The following is a 15,627-nucleotide window of genomic DNA, read 5'->3' on the forward strand; positions in this document are numbered from 1 at the left end:
GTCTTAAATTGAAGAGTACCTCCAATGTTACGAATATTAGTTTTATTTCTTGTGTCATTTAATTTATTGGCATCAACGATAGAGCAAGAATACCCACAAGAAATTAAACAACTAAAAATAGAAATAAATGAAACAAACAGTACTCTTAAAATATTAAACAATCGGATTACAAGTTCGCTAGACAGCAATAAAGAAGTGGTAAATCAAAGTAGAGACTTAATCAAAGCTGTGAATGAATCTTTAAGAGTAAAGACTGTGCAGAATAATCAAATTTTAGATGCTTTTGAAAAAGCTAAAGATATGACGGCACAAGAAGTTGATTTGTCACTAAGTCTTGAACCTGATGAATATGGTATTTGGATGAACTTTGCATCAGCGCTGTTGATCGCAATCGGTTCTATAGCTGTTACATTCCTTATATTGAAAAGAACTCTAGCTAAAGAAACTGATGTGCAACTAAAGGGATTTGAACTGAATTTACAAGAAGAAACAAAACTTAGTAATTCTCAGATCTCAACTCAATTGGCAGTGGCTACAGAACAGAATAAAGCAAATCACTTACTCAAAATGGCAGAGTTTAGACAAGCATGGATTAATACTTTTAGGGATTATATAAGCGTTTATATAAAGACTGTGATTACATTAATCGATTTTCATACTGTTGAATCTAGCTTGTTTTCTAGTTGGGACAATTTGAAGAGAGCTGAAAGAGCTAGAGATCGATTTCTTTTAGAGAAAAGCGTAGAAGCAAAGCAAATCCGTGAAGAAGAATATAAAGCGGAACCTGTCACAAATAGACAAAAGCTTACCAATTCTGTACGTGATAAGTTACTGATACAAGCATCATCAGAATATCAAGATTTTGTTGAAAATACGGCGAATGCAAAAAACGGATTTGAGAGATATAAAACTGAGCTTAGAGATTTCAAAGATTTACAATCATCTATTACCCAGCAGAAAACAAGAATAATATTGATGTATGGACCTGACCGAACCAAGATTGAAGATTTAATCATCGAAAGGTTAAATAACATTGAAGAATACCTAATGTTTAATAGTGATAGAACTTTCCTCCCACAAGGAAATGTAAATAAGGTTCATGAGTACATAAATGAACTCCAGCACTTAGTCCAAATAATGTTGAAAATAGAATGGACTAAAATTAAATAGGAGGTCGTTAAGCCCATCAAAATACTCAATGGTGGGCTTTAATATCAGTTACTTTGTTATCTTTACGGCCTCTAAGATTTGTTTTAAAACATCTTGTTGCTTACTTTCACTAACTTTTTCTGGTTTGGTTGTAAATACATTCATTACTAGCTCGATTTTAGTATTTCGCTTGCAGTCTCGAATTTCTTCATCGGTCATACCTTTTGAAGATAACGTACCTGTAATCTGCTCTGCCAAAATTGATGCTTTAAGCATGTTCATTTTATCTGCATTCACTAAAATTATGTGATTCACTAGATAAAATAATAATGCCGATAACGTACCTATAATCAATGTTGTTGCCGTGATTAATGGTAGTCGACTAAGTAATATGTTCCACGGTGAAACCTTTGAGTTTGCATCAATAAGAACTTTAAAAGTCTCAGCATTACTATATATGAAAAAGAATACGGCAGCTAAGAAGACTATAACAGCTAAGGATAAACGGTAGTAATAGGTTAATTGTTTTTGGCTTTCTGTTGAATGGCCTTTCATATCTAAACTTGTTAAATTGATGTCTTTTTTTGCAGTTCTAATCTCATCTTTCAAACCTAAAAGCTCTATTTTTTTATCTGCCACGTCTTTGAGTAATACATCAAACTCTCTACTTTCAGATTTAACTATATCTTTATGTTCATTAATTGAAGCTTTAAGTCCATCGATCTCAGCAGCAGCGTTCATTTTAAGTAATTGATACTTAGCTGCTTCTTCACTTGTTTTTGCTATGTCATGTTGGATCTGATTAAGTATTAGACTGTTTTGAGCGTTACTTTTTTCTAATCGTTCTTTTTCTTTTGTTGCTGTATTCATGTCTTTTACAAGAGCTTTGTAATCACTAGTTTTTGTATCCAAATAACTAGTCACGTCGTTAACTTGATTAAATATCGTTTGTCTTAATGTTTCAGCTTCTAGCGACAATCCTTTGTGTGCATCACTAATAGAGTTCATTTTTATGTCATCTGAGAAAAACAATGGAAAATCAATAGCACTTGCGTGACTAAACTCTGTCGACGGTGATAAAATAACACCCCTGATGATATCATTTATCTTATACTCAGCCTCACGGCCATGAGATGTTACACTATGCCGACTGATAAACTTCTTTTCACTAAACTCTCCAGAAATCAATCTAATCATGCAACTCTTAGAATCTCGAAAGGATTTACCTCGGCATGTTAGCATTGATACGTATAAAGGATCGGTAAACAAAATTACGAGTTCACCGTCAAGTGCATTTATTTCATAATTACTATTAGTTATTATTTTTTTAGCTTTACTGTCGATTCCTTCAACAGAAAGAATACCATTAAAATTAATTCTCTGTGAGCCAGTACTTACATTCATAAATTGAGAGTTAATAGAAGTATTGAATTTGTTCATTGAAATTTCAAAGTCAGTCATACTTGGATTTTCGAATAACGGTATTTCAATTGTTTCAGTACCCTCAATGTCAATAGCTTCAATACTCATTGCTTCATCCTAATCTACTAAGTTAATTATTAGAAATAATACCATTAAGTAGGCAAAACAAAAAGTTAGGACCTCAAACTCTCTAATTTATAATAAAGAAAACAAACTTACCTATAGTTATTAACTCGTTTACTTTTTCGTATTCCTCAAATGATGCAGTACTCACTTGCTTACCTTTGAACTTATCTCCTGACTTAGCACGTCAATACCGATACGCTGTATCTCTAACATCTCGGTGCGTTACATTTTTGCGATGCTAAAGAGTCTTGCGAGCAGATTATTTCTGCAATGTAAGTGGGTTTGGTTAGTTGATTAGTAGATACGAAAAAGGGACATCATTTGATGTCCTTTTTTTATGGTTGATAGTTTATTTAAGAACCTGCAATAGGTTTATGGGTCTAATCTTGGATTTTTAATAAATTAATTATGAACTAGGATGTGCTTGATTATATTAAGTTTATTTTCTGTAGCTGGTTCCAATCATTGGGATTATTATTGATAGGTATGGTATCAATAAAGATGGTTAATGTTTTCAATTACTTACTTTGCTTATCCAGTTGAATTCCGCTAAATTAGCGTGAAATTTAAACTCAAAGAGTCGTCTCGGCGTTGATTCTAAGACTTTCAGGATGACGACTATGTTTCTATCCATGTGATTGATCTTTAGAGATTGAGTAGATCTGAATTCCACCATCGCAAATAAGTTACAAGCGGAAACATGATGTCATTTAAAAAAGTATTACTAGCAAGTATCATCGCATCAACCCTAGTTGGTTGTGATTCTTCATCGCCAGATAGCGTAATCGCTCCTGCACCAGTCACGTTAACTATCCCAACAGAAATGCAAGCTCAAGATGTAAGTGGTTGTGACAATGAATACATGGTTACTCACTCAATTGAAATGCGTGATGATCTAGAGCTTCCAGTAAATGTGGCAGAAGTTCGATCTGTATGTAATCCAGAATTATTTGTTGAATATGATGTTGCCGAAGTAGATAAGCCGATGGTTCATATTAATTGGGCGAAGGAAGTATTCAGTGAAGATGGTGATTTGATTATGTATCAGGGTGGTCATGCAAAACCATCTAGTTCAGCAGCGCATGATAAGTTAGCTGCGGAACGTGGATACCGTGGTTATTATCTAACATTAGATGAATTAGGTGGTTACATTAACGCAAATGAAGTAACAGATATTACTTATTTTTCTTCTGGTAATTATCATCACACTTTTACAAGTGGTTTAGATAAACAATCATATACAATAATAGACAACACTATCGATACTGTAGTTGTGAGTGCTGCTATGTTCGTAGACCCAACCAAAGTCGATGAACATGATTGGAATGAATTTTGGTATGAATGTACTGGTACTGTCACTAGTATAGGTTCTAACGAAACAATGGGTTGCTTGGTTCACAAAGCTGGTGCACCAAAGTATCAATTTCAGACTATCACAGTTGATATGAACAATTTTCCAAAACCGACTAAGTTTAAAGAAGATTACGCACATGCAACTCAGATGTATGTTGAAAAAGCATTCACTGATAATGGGATTATGATTGAATAACATTTGAATTCAATCAAGAATCATATTGGATTGGTGATGGTTCATAACTCTTTAATATAACGTGTTGGTACGTTGTATTTCACTGATGCTAAAGAAAGCGTAGAAGAAATCTTCAAAGCAATGTAATTGCAATGTCAGTATTTGTTAAATAATACAAGATATGTTGAAGAGTAAAGGAGCCGAAAGGCTCCTTTTTTTGTTTTAAAATAAGGGATGATTAGCCACTGTAATAATTTCTGATATCTTGGTTTTTTTTCGTCACATCACTAGGAATTTGGGGGTTGTGATGGTATAAATAACTCAAACCTTAGGTTTAATACGTAGTTTAATTACAAGCAGATAGGGAATACCATGTTTGAGAAAATCGTTACAGCAGCAGCAGACCCAATATTAGGTTTAACGGAAGCATTCGCTAAAGATCCTCGTGCCGAAAAAATTAATTTGGGCGTAGGTATTTATAAAGATGAAACGGGTCAAACGCCTATCCTAAAATCAGTTAAATTAGCAGAGCAGAAGCTAATTAATGAAGAAAAAAGTAAAAGTTACTTGAGTATTGAAGGCCATAAAGCTTATGCGTCTGCAGTACAAAAACTATTATTTGGTGCAGATAGCGAAGTTGTAACATCACAGCGTGCAATTACAGCACAAGCACCGGGTGGTACTGGTGCACTACGTACAGCTGCCGATTTTATCAAAAGTCATTTAACCAGTGATCGTATTTGGGTAAGTAACCCGACATGGGCTAATCACGGCAATGTGTTTAATACTGCAGGTTTAGAAGTAAAGCAGTATGCTTATTATGACGCTGATACACGCGGTTTAGATTTTAATGCAATGCTGGCATCTCTAGCAGAAGCGGAAGCGGGTGACGTGGTACTTTTCCATGGTTGCTGCCATAACCCAACGGGTATTGATCCAACATTGGAGCAGTGGACGACGCTTGCGCAACTGTGCGCGAACAAAAAATTATTACCACTGTTTGATTTTGCATACCAAGGTTTTGCAACTGGCGTTGAAGAAGATGCAGCTGGTCTGCGTGTATTCGCACAGTACTGTGAAGAATTACTTGTTGCTAACTCATTCTCTAAAAACTTCGGTTTATACAACGAACGTGTTGGTGGTTTAACACTGGTTGCTAAAGATCAAGATGTTGCTACTGCGGCATTCAGCCAAATCAAATCAGGTATTCGAGCTAATTATTCGAATCCGCCTGCACATGGTGCTGCAGTTGTCGCTATTATCCTTGATGATGAAGCATTACGTAACCAGTGGATTGCTGAAGTAGCTGAGATGCGCGTGCGTATTCATGCAATGCGTGAACTATTTGTCGCTACGTTAGCTGAAATGGGTGTGGCTGGCGACTATAGCTTTATTACTCGTCAAAACGGCATGTTCTCATTCTCTGGTCTGACGAAAGAACAAGTTGCTACATTGAAAGATGAGCACGCTGTTTATATTGTGGGCTCAGGCCGTATCAGTGTTGCTGGTATGACTAAAAACAACATGCAGCCTTTATGTAAAGCGCTTGCTGCGGTACTTTAATATTTATTACACGATTAATAAATAATTTTCAGTGCTGTATTGGATTGTAAAATGAGTGCTTCGGCGCTCATTTTTCGTTCCAGGGTATTAACGTTTTGTAATTTTAGGCGTAGTGGTGATTTCAATATCGAATAATAGTAAATAACGTTAAATCTAGGCAGGGTAGGGTTAATGGTGTCAAGTAATGCTTATATAAGTAATTTATTCTTGATATTTATCTATAATGATGGGGTTTGTATCAATAAATCCCTTATATTTTAAATTAAAAGTTGTACCTAGATCACAAAACGTGTAAATTGCCGCAATCTTTGTAATCTTGAGGCAAAAATGAGTAATAAACCACTTCAAATCCTATTAGCTGGTATCGGCATAAACTTAACAATTGGTATTCTATACGCATGGGGTGTTTTCACTGTACCGCTAGCTGAAGCGTTAAACGTGACTGCTACAGATGTAAAATCACCATACAAAATTGCTGTATTCACATTTGCTACTTGTTTACTTATTGCTGGTATTTTACAAGACAAGATCGGTCCTAAAAAAGTGACTATGCTTGGTGTTACTCTAGTAGGTCTTGGCCTTATTGCTTCAGGTTACACAACGACGTTAACGCAACTTGAATTTACTTTTGGTGGTATTGTTGGTGCCGGTATCGGTTTCGCATACGCATGTATTAGCCCAAGTGCTATGAAATGGTGGCCAAAGGGTAAGAAAGGTTTAGTAAGTGGTCTAACAGCTGGTGGTTTCGGACTTGCATCTGTTTACTTAGCTCCGCTATCTACAAGCCTGATTGAAAGCTATGGTATCTACGATACATTCAAAATATTAGGTGCTGGTCTATTGGCCATTGCTATCCCATTAGCATCATTACTTGTTGCTCCACCTGCTGGTTATGTTGCTGATGCATCAGAAACAACAGCGGCAGCGTCAAGCGATGACATTAATCTGACTTGGCAACAAATGCTGAAAACGCGTCAATTTTACCAGTTATGGGTAATGTTCATGGTTTCAGCTGCTGCAGGTATCATGCTTATTGGTTCTGTTGGTAACATCAGCCAATCAATTGGTCTAACGCCTGAGCAAATTGCATTCAGTGTCGTATTACTGGCTATTTTCAACACGGGTGGTCGTGTTGTTGGTGGTTTAATTTCTGACAAAATTGGTCGTATTAATACACTTGCTTTAGTGTTCATGATGCAAGCGGCTAACATGGCGTTCTTTACGACGATTACAACGCAAATCCCACTGATGATTGCGATTGCAGTTGGTGCGATGTCGTACGGTGCATTATTAAGTGTATTCCCTACGATCACAGCTGATAACTACGGTCTAAAAACTTACGGCACTAACTTCGGTATCCTTTATTCTTCATGGGGTGTATCTGGTTTCTTCGGTGGTTTCTTAGCAACGGTTGCAGGTTCAACTAACAATACTTATTTTGCTTTCGCAGCACTATTAGTTCTTGTTACTGTTATTGCATTCTTTACTAAGCCAGTAGATAAAGCGGCTGTATTAGCAAAAGAAGAAGGCAAATTAAAAGCTGCTAAAGCTTAATTATTAGCGCTTTATAATTTGTGTCAAAGGGATAGTTCAAGCAATTGACTATCCCTTTTTGCTAGAAGTGTACATTACCACCGATAGTAAAGTATTTTAAATCTGCTTGAATAACGGTATAACCGGCTTCGATGGTAAATGCATCGCCGAGTTCAATACCGAATGCTATCCCACCTGAAAAACCATCCTCTTCCCATTTCCGAGTATCTGTTTTTAATGTTTCTTCCAAATAGCCAGCCCTTAGCTTGGCATAATATTGACCGGGAGTACGGTAGGCAGCATAAATTGCGTAAGATTCATATTCAGCATCTTCATTGCCAGCATCCATATCAACAAATGTACCTTCGAATTCCAAACCAAAACCACTTTTTTGAATACCAACAAGGAAGGTTGCGGGTACTTTAGGGTCGAGTTCGTCAAAGGCTGTGTAGATATAACCGGTTTTCGCACCGAGGTAAAAGTCGACATCACCAGATGTTTTATCTTTGGCAATGGCGGGTGTTACAGCTATTGCACTGAGAGATAAAATGAGTGGGAGTAATTTATTCATCATTGATTCCTTGCTTATGTGAACTATGTCGTGTTTTTTTAATCATAGTCTTAACAGCTGATTTAGCTATAATCTGAACTAATTATCATTCTAATATCTAACTAGTTGCGCTATTTTAGTGTTGTTTTGGTTATAGTAATTAACTGTGTTCAAGGGATGTGAACAGATCTCGTAATGAATAATATCGTTTTCGCGATATAACCGTTGGCGATTTCATTTGAAAGTAGTTGAAGTAGTGTTAATTGTATTTATGGGATAAATTTTTAGCTGAATTGAGTTTATAAATAAGGCTTTTAAATACTGATTTCAAAGTATTATTTTGTATTTTATAAAATCATCATACGTTACAACCTAATTTCGATGGGTGTTTATTTACTGTGGTATGATCCGTGTTGAGTAATAGATTAAATAAGTTGTTGTTTAACGAATAAATGACAACGAGAGGTGCTTGTGAGTAAAAAAATAAACAGCGATAAGACTAAAAACCGTAAACGTTTATGGTGGACGTTATTGCTTATTCCGGTGCTTGTTGGTATCGCGGTGATGATTTATTTAGATGTGATAATTCGTACTACTTACGATGAAAATAAGTGGGCGGTACCATCGACGGTTTATGCGCGTCCGCTTGAGTTATATGAAGGTGCGGCGTTAACGGTTAAAGATTTGCAGACTGAACTGAGCTTGTTAGGCTATAAATTTGTCGGCAATCCCACCAAACCAGGACAAGCAAATATTCTAGGTGAACAAGTTCATCTCTATACTCCTGGTTTTCAATTTAGTGATGGCCTTGAACCTCCCCGTAATATCTCATTGACAGTGAAAAATGGCGCTGTGGTAAAACTTGATAGTGATGATCATGCTGCTTTATTACGTTTGGAACCCGTTGTTATTGGCGGTATTTACCCGGCACATAATGAAGACCGATTATTAGTGCAGCTATCAGAAGTGCCGAAATCGTTACAAGCGATGTTGGTGGCAGTTGAAGATGATAGTTTTTATGATCATCATGGTATTTCTGTGCGTGGTATTGCCCGTGCTTTAGTGGCAAATATTAAACAAGGCGGCATATCTCAAGGTGCATCAACGCTGACTCAGCAATTAGTCAAGAATTATTACCTTACTTCAGAGCGAACCCTAAGCCGTAAAGCGCAGGAAGCACTCATGGCGATCTTACTGGAGCTGCACTTTAGTAAAGACGCTATTTTACAAGGTTATATAAATGAAATTTATCTCGGTCAAGATGGTCCTCGTGCTATTCATGGTTTCGGTTTAGCCAGTCAATATTATTTCAAAACACCGCTTGCCGAGTTGGCGCTCGATAAGCAGGCGTTATTGGTTGCCTTGGTACGTGGTGCGAGTTATTACAATCCATGGAGAAATCCAGAACGCGCGCTTAAACGTCGAGATCTAGTGTTAGATATTGCGGTGCGTGAAGGGCGTTTAGACGCCGAACTTGCTGCGGCCGCTAAAGCACAACCATTAGGGATGGGCGAACAGACTGCGAGTAGTACCAAGCGTTTTCCTGCCTATCTCGATTTAGTACGCCGTCAATTACAGCGTGATTATAAAGTCGAAGACTTAAGTGAAAATGGACTGTCTATTTTTACTCACTTTGATCCTTTAGTGCAAAGCAGTGCTGAATTAAGCCTAACCAAATCGATTGCACGACATAAACGTGATGGTTTAAGTGCTAAACTAGAAGGTGCGATTGTTATTACTCGGCCAAATACTGGTGCTGTGATTGCTATCGTTGGTGGGGCTAATACCCGTTTTGCTGGCTTTAATCGTGCTATTGATGCAAGGCGTCAAGTAGGCTCGTTAATTAAACCTGCGGTGTATTTGACGGCTTTAGAGCAGCCAGAACAATATAACTTAGCGACAGTGATTAGCGATGACGAATATAATTTACCGTTACCTAATGGCGATGTTTGGTCACCGAAAAATTATGATAAGAAAAACCACGGTGACGTGTTGTTATATAGTGCGCTCGCGAAATCTTATAATCAATCGACTGCGCGCTTAGGTAATGAAATTGGTTTAGCTAACATTGTGGATACGCTAAGGCGCTTAGGTGTCGAGCAAAAAGTCCCTGAGTTACCTGCGATTACATTAGGTGCGGTCGATATGTCGCCGCTTTCTGTGGCCCAGATGTACCAGACTTTATCTGCTGATGGTTTTTATACGCCGTTATTGGCGATCAGTACCGTTGTTGACCCTAAAGGGGAAGTACTAAAAAGTTACCCATTAGCAGTTGATAAGCGCTTCGATGCTGGTTCAGTGTACATGCTGCGCCATGCAATGCAGGCGGTGACGCATGAAGGTTCAGGCAGAGCGCTAGAATGGCTATTGCCTGATTTTGAAGTGGCAGGTAAAACGGGAACAACGAATAATTTACGAGATAGTTGGTTTGCTGGCTTCTCGGGTGACATGATGGCGGTGGTATGGATGGGGAGTGATGATAATGCCTCGATTGGTCTAACTGGTTCAAGTGGCGCATTACGTGTTTGGGCTGATATTTTCCGCCAGCGTTCGGCCTTACCGATCCAAAACTTACCGCCACAAAACATTACTGTTGGTTGGGTAGATAAAGAGACTGGCCAGGGTAGTCAAGGCAGTTGCTTTAATTCGATTCCGCTCCCTTTTATAAGCGGTTATGAACCGGAAGTTGAATTACGTTGTAACCAAGGTGTGAAGCGGGTTATTGAATGGTTTCGAGACTTGGTCGAATAAGGGCTGCTAGCCTGGAAATAAGGGACGAATAATATTTGTTAATGAAACAAATATTATTCGTGGACGGTTTTACAAATAGTATGCATGTGATATTAACAATGGAAGTAAAATGAAAATAATTAAACGCTTGTGTCTGTTGCTTTTACCTTGGTTGCTGACTGCTTGTGGCACCATTCCTACGTATAATTCCAATGGAACTGAAGTGCAAGGCTCGACGAATACCAGTAAAGCTGAACAAAGCAAGCCAACACCTGCAGTTAAGGCAAAGCAAGCAGCTGTTGACGAAACTGCTCAAGCGCCTGCGGCGGTGTTATCGCTGATGAAACGTGCTGAAGAGCAGGTGGCTCGTGGTGATAACCCTGGCGCTATCGCATCCTTAGAGCGCGCTATCCGTATTGCTCCACGTTATCCTGAAACCTATTACCGTTTAGGTGAGCGCTATTTTAATCAAGGTAATTATAAACAAGCCCGTTCATTAGCTGAAAAGTCAATAACACTGGGTGCAGATTGGCTGTTACGCCGACAAGCCGAATCGTTAATGGAACGAGCATCGGCATATCAATAAATTATAAATAGAGTAAAGAATGGAAATCGAATTACTAGAAATTAAAAATTTCATAAGCCAGTACCAACCTTTCGACCAACTGCCAGAAGAAGCATTAGTCGAAGTAGTCAAAAGCATTGAGATCTCGTACTACCGTGCAGACTCAATGATTATTGAGTATGGTCACAAGATCCATGACCTGTATTTTATTCGCAGTGGTGTGGTGGAAATATACCGCCGTAAAGGTGAATTATACAACCGTTTGGATCAAGGCGAATTATTCGGCCAAATGGGACTGTTGGCCAATAATAAAGTACGCCTACCGGCGAAAGCGATGAAAGATACGTTAGTATATTGTATCCCTGAATCTATCTTTCATGACTTTTGTGAACGCTATGAGGCGTTTTCAGACTTCTCTGAAGTTGAAGGTACAATCCGCTTAAAACAAGCCGTTGAAGATAATAATGATGACGCGAACTCACTCACCACATCGAAAGTAAAAACCCTACTAAGCAGAGACTTAGTTATGTTGACTAGCACCACTTCTATTCAGGATGTGGCGAAAGTGATGGCCGAAGAGCATGTCTCTGCAGCGCTGATCAATGATCCTGCTGTTACTGATGAAGAGGGTAATAACTTTGTTGGTATTATTACTCAACACGATCTGTGTGCCAAAGTGATTGCGATGGGGATGAGTGTCGATAACCCTGTTTCAGATGTGATGTCGACAGAATTGATGTCGCTGGACCACAACGCCTATATTTCTGAAGCCATGCTAATGATGCTACGTTATAACGTGCATCACCTACCTATCTTAAAAAACAAACAACCTATCGGCCTTATTGAAGTGGCTGATATTATTCGTTATGAATCACAAAACAGTTTGTTATTGTCGGGCAGTATTTTTCAGCAACAAAATATTGAAGATCTGGTGCTACTTTCCAAGCAGCTTAAAGACTGTTTCGTGCGTATGGTGAATGAAGATGCAAACTCACACATGATCGGTAGTGCAATGTCAGAGATTGGTCGCAGCTTTAAGCAGCGATTACTGGAACTTGCTGAAGAAGAATTAGGCGAACCACCTATACCTTATTGTTTCTTGGCGCTCGGTTCGATGGCGCGCGATGAACAATTGATCGTAACAGACCAAGATAACGGTATTATTTTAGATAATAGCTATGACGAAGCGCTGCATGGTGAGTATTTTGAAAAACTATCCAAGTTTGTCTGTGATGGACTAGCGGCTTGTGGTTATACCTATTGTACCGGCGATATTATGGCGACGAATCCTGAGCACCGAAAAACGCAAGCGCAATGGGAAGAATGTTTTGCTGATTGGATTGATAATCCAAATCCACAAGCGCTATTAAATTGTTCTATTTTCTTTGATTTAACCGGTGTTTATGGTCGTGTTAAATGGGCTGAACAATTAAACGCGTTCATTTTGCGTCGCGCGAAGAAAAATAACCGATTCTTAGCTTGTTTAGCCCGCAATGCTTTAAACCGTACACCCCCATTAGGTTTCTTTAAAACCTTTGTGATGGAGAACGATGGTCGTCATAACAATTCTATTAATTTAAAACGCCGTGGTACAGCACCACTTGCAGATTTGATCCGTGTGCATGGATTAGCCATTGGTTCACAATCTCAAAATTCATTCGAACGCCTCGAAGATATTATTGAAGCGGGGATATTACCGGCATCGAAAGGTCAGGACTTACAGCATGCGATGGAATTGATTTCCTTAGTACGCTTACGTCATCAAGCGCTAGATGTAGAGTCGGATATTGAACCGGATAATAATATTGAACCAGAGAATATGTCTGAATTTGAGCGTCGTAACCTTAAAGATGCATTCTTGGTATTAAGTAACGCGCAGAACTTTTTAAAGTATCGTTATACTGCCAATAAAATGTAGGGATCATTAATGCATAATTTTATTAATAAAGAGATTTTAAACTGGAGTGCGTTCTATAAAGTTAAAGTAGAACAAAGCAAGGATGAACGGTTAAAGTCTTTTTATCGCGTTGGCATGTACAACGATGAAACTAAGTTAAGTGATATTGATTTTGTGGCGCTAGATTTTGAAACGACAGGTCTGGATTCTGAACAAAATAGTATTATCAGTATTGGTTTAATCCCGTTTAATTTGAACCGTATTTTTTGTCGTCAAGCACAACATTGGTATATTGAACCTGAAGATAAATTGAAAGAGAATTCAGTTATTATTCATGGTATTACTCATGCCGATTTGAAAGGTGCGCCGGATCTATTACATATTTTAGAACCGGTATTAGAAGCGCTAGCTGGAAAAGTCGTGGTAGTACATTATCGCCGTATTGAACGTGACTTTTTTGACAATCACCTGCGCAGCTTAATTAATGAAGGCATTATTTTTCCGGTTATTGATACGATGCAATTAGAGGCAGACTTGCAAGATTCGCAAAAAAAGGGTTTTTTCAGTCTGTTTAAGCCTAAAAAACGTCAAGAATCGATCCGTCTGGGTAATAGCCGTGCGCGTTATAACTTACCTGCTTATCCACCGCATGATGCATTAACAGACGCGATTGCGACTGCTGAACTATTACAAGCACAGATCCATTATCACTTTTCAGCTGATACACCGATTAAAAAGCTGTGGTTATAGTTAAACGTTGATATGAATTAGACTTAACAAAACAGCCCGTTAATACTTGTATCACAGTATTAACGGGCTGTTTTTGGTTAACTGATAGGGGATATATCTGGTTAACTATTTAGCGTTATTTATCAGCATCAAGCCCTTGCTGCCAAAATGCAATTTCCATGCGTGTCGCGGTGCTAAACACATGGACCAGGTTCTGTCCGCGTTGACTGTTGACGTCAATCTCAGCGAGCAACTCATCAATATGCGCTGTACCTTGGGCGACACCTTGCTGGAACTCATCACCACTATAGAGTTCAATCCAACTTGCGAAGGGGTTATCAACGCGTTTGGTATTGGCTGCTACGGCTAGGTTACGGCCAATTTCGGCATAACCAATAGAGCAGGGTGCTAGCGCAGCGTAAAGATCGACTATATCACCAGCCATGCCTGCATCAAGCACATAACGTGTGTACGCGACAGTACCAAAGTCTTCTGGTTCTGCTTCTAAATCTGATTCAGTTAATCCCCAATTGCCACAGTAACTAACATGGTGACCAATTTCAGAATCCAGTAGTGCATGCACACTTGGCAGTGCTTTACGCATATCCGCTAAGGTACGGGCTTTGTAAATAGCTAACGCATGCGCGCGAGCATATTGCTTTAAAAATAAAAAATCTTGTTTAAGATAATGTAAGTAACTCGGCTGTGCTAGTGTACCTTGCGCTAATTGTTGTACAAAAGCATGTTGGGTATAGGCATCCCAGTCTTCACGACAAGCATTAATAAGGTCTTGATGATTCATTATATTTCTCGTTTACGGTTATATTGTGACGACAATAGGCAGTGTTACAGCGTCGGTACGTAATCTTGCGCTTTCGGTAATGTCTTAATGATCTTGTGTGAATACATGAATTCCGCATAATCGTCATAACGTTTTAAATCAACAGCAGAGGGACGCAATGCGAAACGAGTCAGCGTATCGTTCCAAGCGCGTTGGTTTAATTCGTTGTTTAACGTATCTGGTGCATAAGCAACAAATTCTTTCCATGCAGCTTGTGGGTGATTAACAATGTAAGTGGTGGCTTTTTCTATGGCTTTATTAAAGGCTTTAATAGCGACTTTGTCATAGGTAATAGCGTTCGCAACAAAGATCAGCTCATCATAAGCTGGTACGCCGTGTTCTTCTGGAAAGAATGCTTTTGATTTAAAGCCTTCAAGATCAAGTTGATTGGTTTCGAAGTTACGCAACCCACCCCATATAGCATCAACTTTACCTGACGCCAGTGAGGATGATAGCGCCCAACCAACGTTGATGATCTGGACATCATCGTAATTCACACCACCTGTTTTTAACATGGTACCGATAGTTGCTTCTTCGTTACCTGCTATAGCGATACCAATATTTTTTCCTTTTAAATCAGCTATTTTATTGATTTTTCCGTTGTCGAGCACCATCAGCGTATTGAGTGGTGTCGCGATCAGGGTTGCTGCGCGGATAAGCGGTAAACCCGCCGCTACATCTATGGTGAGATTGGGCTGGTAAGTGATGGCTAGATCGACTTTATTGGCTGCAACCAGCTTTGGTGGCATGCTTGGATCTGCAGGCTCTTGGATCACCAAATTGACACCTTGCTCGGTAAAGTAGCCTCGTTCTTTGGCAATAACGATAGGGCCGTGATTAGGGTTCACAAACCAGTCTAGCATCAAGGTAAGGTTCTTTGTTTCTGCGAGTACGTTAGTCGATAACATCGCTGCCGTTAACGCTGCAGCTTTGATTAATGTGTTGTTTTTCATAAATGTCCTTTTTATATTTTTAATAAACGCCCTTTAACAAT

General features: G+C 38.8%; 12 protein-coding genes. 8 read left to right on the top strand and 4 right to left on the bottom strand.

Annotation, left to right across the window (positions count from 1 at the left end):
* Window positions 1-24 precede the first annotated feature (24 nt).
* Complete coding sequence (locus FR932_RS04665) at window positions 25-1,170, top strand: hypothetical protein (RefSeq protein WP_019442862.1); 1,146 nt, start codon at window positions 25-27, stop codon at window positions 1,168-1,170.
* 48 nt (window positions 1,171-1,218) lie between these two features.
* On the opposite strand, the gene FR932_RS04670 is transcribed toward FR932_RS04665, so the two are convergent.
* A complete protein-coding gene (locus FR932_RS04670; RefSeq protein ID WP_019442861.1) occupies window positions 1,219-2,679 on the bottom strand; it encodes a hypothetical protein in 1,461 nt (486 codons plus the stop codon).
* 718 nt (window positions 2,680-3,397) lie between these two features.
* Here FR932_RS04670 and FR932_RS04675 point away from each other — a divergent pair.
* The 3 genes from FR932_RS04675 to FR932_RS04685 all read left to right on the top strand — a co-directional run bounded on the left by FR932_RS04675 (window position 3,398) and on the right by FR932_RS04685 (window position 7,342).
* Window positions 3,398-4,246: a hypothetical protein gene (locus tag FR932_RS04675; RefSeq protein ID WP_240532436.1), complete on the top strand. Its 849-nt coding sequence runs from the start codon at window positions 3,398-3,400 to the stop codon at window positions 4,244-4,246.
* Between the two features lie 351 nt (window positions 4,247-4,597).
* Window positions 4,598-5,788 carry an amino acid aminotransferase gene (locus FR932_RS04680; protein ID WP_019442859.1) on the top strand — a complete coding sequence of 397 codons (1,191 nt, stop codon included), beginning with the start codon at window positions 4,598-4,600 and terminating at the stop codon, window positions 5,786-5,788.
* Between the two features lie 327 nt (window positions 5,789-6,115).
* A complete protein-coding gene (locus FR932_RS04685; RefSeq protein ID WP_019442858.1) occupies window positions 6,116-7,342 on the top strand; it encodes an L-lactate MFS transporter in 1,227 nt (408 codons plus the stop codon).
* A 61-nt stretch (window positions 7,343-7,403) separates the two neighbouring features.
* Here FR932_RS04685 and FR932_RS04690 read toward each other — a convergent pair whose 3' ends face one another.
* Window positions 7,404-7,892 carry a hypothetical protein gene (locus FR932_RS04690; protein ID WP_019442857.1) on the bottom strand — a complete coding sequence of 163 codons (489 nt, stop codon included), beginning with the start codon at window positions 7,890-7,892 and terminating at the stop codon, window positions 7,404-7,406.
* Between the two features lie 450 nt (window positions 7,893-8,342).
* Here FR932_RS04690 and mrcB point away from each other — a divergent pair, with 450 nt between their 5' ends.
* The 4 genes from mrcB (at window position 8,343) to FR932_RS04710 (ending at window position 13,813) form a co-directional block, all read left to right on the top strand.
* The gene (gene mrcB, locus FR932_RS04695) at window positions 8,343-10,622 is read left to right on the top strand and encodes a penicillin-binding protein 1B (RefSeq protein ID WP_019442856.1); all 2,280 of its coding nucleotides are present in this window, start codon (window positions 8,343-8,345) and stop codon (window positions 10,620-10,622) included.
* Between the two features lie 109 nt (window positions 10,623-10,731).
* On the top strand, window positions 10,732-11,187 hold the full coding sequence (locus FR932_RS04700; protein WP_019442855.1) for a tetratricopeptide repeat protein: 456 nt from the start codon (window positions 10,732-10,734) through the stop codon (window positions 11,185-11,187).
* A 19-nt stretch (window positions 11,188-11,206) separates the two neighbouring features.
* Window positions 11,207-13,084 (top strand): DUF294 nucleotidyltransferase-like domain-containing protein, encoded by a 1,878-nt coding sequence (locus tag FR932_RS04705; RefSeq protein ID WP_019442854.1) that lies wholly within the window; start codon window positions 11,207-11,209, stop codon window positions 13,082-13,084.
* A 9-nt stretch (window positions 13,085-13,093) separates the two neighbouring features.
* On the top strand, window positions 13,094-13,813 hold the full coding sequence (locus FR932_RS04710) for a 3'-5' exonuclease (protein ID WP_019442853.1): 720 nt from the start codon (window positions 13,094-13,096) through the stop codon (window positions 13,811-13,813).
* 115 nt (window positions 13,814-13,928) lie between these two features.
* Here FR932_RS04710 and tenA read toward each other — a convergent pair whose 3' ends face one another.
* Both tenA and FR932_RS04720 read right to left on the bottom strand, forming a co-directional pair.
* Window positions 13,929-14,594, bottom strand: coding sequence for a thiaminase II (gene tenA, locus FR932_RS04715; protein ID WP_019442852.1), 666 nt, complete (start codon window positions 14,592-14,594; stop codon window positions 13,929-13,931).
* 44 nt (window positions 14,595-14,638) lie between these two features.
* A complete protein-coding gene (locus tag FR932_RS04720) occupies window positions 14,639-15,586 on the bottom strand; it encodes an ABC transporter substrate-binding protein (RefSeq protein ID WP_019442851.1) in 948 nt (315 codons plus the stop codon).
* Window positions 15,587-15,627 lie beyond the last annotated feature (41 nt).

Source organism: Moritella marina ATCC 15381 (genome assembly GCF_008931805.1).
In the GTDB taxonomy this organism is placed as follows: domain Bacteria; phylum Pseudomonadota; class Gammaproteobacteria; order Enterobacterales; family Moritellaceae; genus Moritella; species Moritella marina.